Genomic DNA, 1,976 nt, shown 5'->3' on the forward strand with positions numbered 1-1,976 from the left:
GACGCGCTTCCGGCTACGCTCTCCCCCGCCACCTGGCGCCGCCTTCAGGAGCATCTTGGAAGGCGGTCTCCGAACGGCCGTTGGTGATTGGAACCGCCTGCGCCGGGCTCTTCCTGCTACCGGCGCATGCTATGGAAATGGCAAGGTTTCCGTGCGAAAGGAGCGCTCCGGCCTCAGGAGCATCATGACAACCCACCGTCCATTTGCCGCAGTCATCCTTGCCGCGGGCAAGGGAACGCGCATGAAGTCCGACGTGCACAAGGTGCTTCACCCGATTGCGGGGCGGGCGATGCTCGATCACCTGCTCGGCGTCGTCGACGGGCTCGGGCCGTCGAAGAAGATCGTGGTGGTGGGGAGCGGCCGCGAGCAGGTCGAGCGGCTGGTGGATGCGCGGGCAGGCGAAGTTGTGGTGCAGGAGCAGCAGCTCGGCACCGCGCATGCCGTCCAGCAGGCGGAAGCGGCGCTCGGCGGCTTCGACGGCGACGTGCTGATCCTCTACGGGGATACCCCGCTGGTCGAGGCGGAGACGATGGCGAACATGCTCGCCCGCTTGAATGCCCCGGATTCTCCGGCGGTCGTGGTCGTCGGGTTCAGGCCTTCAGATCCAATGGCTTACGGGCGTATCCTCGCACGGGATGACGGCACGATCGAGAAGATGGTCGAGTTCAAGGACGCGACCGAGGAGGAGCGTGCGGTCGATCTTTGCAACTCCGGACTGATGGCGGCGCGGGCCGAGGATCTGTTCCGGCTGCTGGGTCAAGTCGGTAACGACAATGCGGCTGGCGAATATTACCTTCCCGACATCGTCATGCTCGCCGCGCGGGCTGGGCGGCGGTCGGTGGTGATCGAGGCGCAGCCCTGGGAGATGGCGGGCGTCAACAGCCGCGCCGAGCTCGCGCTCGTCGAGGCCGTCTGGCAGCGGCGGCGGCGCCTCAAGGCGATGGCGGACGGCGTGACGCTGGTGGCGCCGGATACGGTCTGGTTCGCGCACGACACGGAGATCGGCCGCGACTGCGTTGTGGAGCCGAACGTTGTGTTTGGCCCGGGGGTTCGCATTGCGGATGGAGTGACGATCCGCGCCTTCAGCCACATCGAGGGGGCGGATATCGCGACGGGTGCCGAGATCGGCCCCTATGCGCGCCTGCGGCCGGGCGCGGAGATCGGCGAAAAGGCCAAGGTGGGCAATTTCGTGGAGGTGAAGAAGGCGCGGTTGGGCAAGGGCGCCAAGGCGAACCATCTCTCCTACATCGGCGATGCGGACGTGGGCGCGGCGGCGAATATCGGTGCTGGAACGATCACATGCAATTATGACGGCTTCTTCAAATATCCTACGAAGATAGGTGAGGGGGCTTTCATCGGCTCCAACACTGCCCTGGTGGCCCCGGTCACGGTGGGGAAGAATGCGATCGTCGGCGCCGGCTCCGTGGTGACTCGCGACGTTTCAGACGAAGCGTTAGCGGTAGCCCGCGGCAAGCAGGAGGAGCGGCCGGGCTGGGCCGCGCGCTTCCGCTCGATGATGGCAGCGAAGAAAAAGGCCGGCTAAGCGGCCGTGAATATTCAGGAAAGCAAAGTTAATGTGCGGAATTATCGGGATCATCGGCAAGGATGAGGTTTCGGGGCGGTTGCTCGACGGCCTGAAGCGGCTCGAATATCGCGGCTATGACAGCGCCGGCATCTGCACGATCGTGGATGGCAAGCTCGAGCGGCGCCGGGCCGAGGGCAAGCTCGAGAACCTTGCCCGCGAGCTGAAGGACGATCCGCTCGCCGGCACCGTCGGCATCGCGCACACGCGCTGGGCGACGCACGGGGCCCCGACGGTCGGAAACGCGCACCCACACATCGTCGACGGGGTCGCGCTCGTTCACAACGGGATTATCGAGAACTTTCGGCCGCTGCGCGAGGAGATGCAGGCGCTCGGCCGCACCTTCCAGAGCGAGACGGACTCCGAGGTGGTGGCGCACCTTATCGCCAACGAG

The 1,976-nt window shown here is 65.8% G+C and carries 1 protein-coding gene and 1 pseudogene; both read left to right on the forward strand.

What is annotated here, in order from left to right; translation table 11 throughout:
* Window positions 1-184: 184 nt before the first annotated feature.
* A complete protein-coding gene (gene glmU / locus VF662_RS00460; protein WP_464136383.1) occupies window positions 185-1,543 on the forward strand; it encodes a bifunctional UDP-N-acetylglucosamine diphosphorylase/glucosamine-1-phosphate N-acetyltransferase GlmU in 1,359 nt (452 codons plus the stop codon).
* Window positions 1,544-1,574: 31 nt separating this feature from the next.
* A pseudogene (locus VF662_RS00465) lies at window positions 1,575-1,976 on the forward strand (glutamine--fructose-6-phosphate transaminase (isomerizing)); the annotation flags it as partial.

Source organism: Allosphingosinicella sp. (assembly GCF_036387215.1).
GTDB lineage: Bacteria > Pseudomonadota > Alphaproteobacteria > Sphingomonadales > Sphingomonadaceae > Allosphingosinicella.

Bases quoted from the DNA above. Each gene is read 5' to 3' on its own strand.
- glmU (WP_464136383.1), top strand. From the start codon at position 185: ATGACAACCCACCGTCCATTTGCCGCAGTCATCCTTGCCGCGGGCAAG.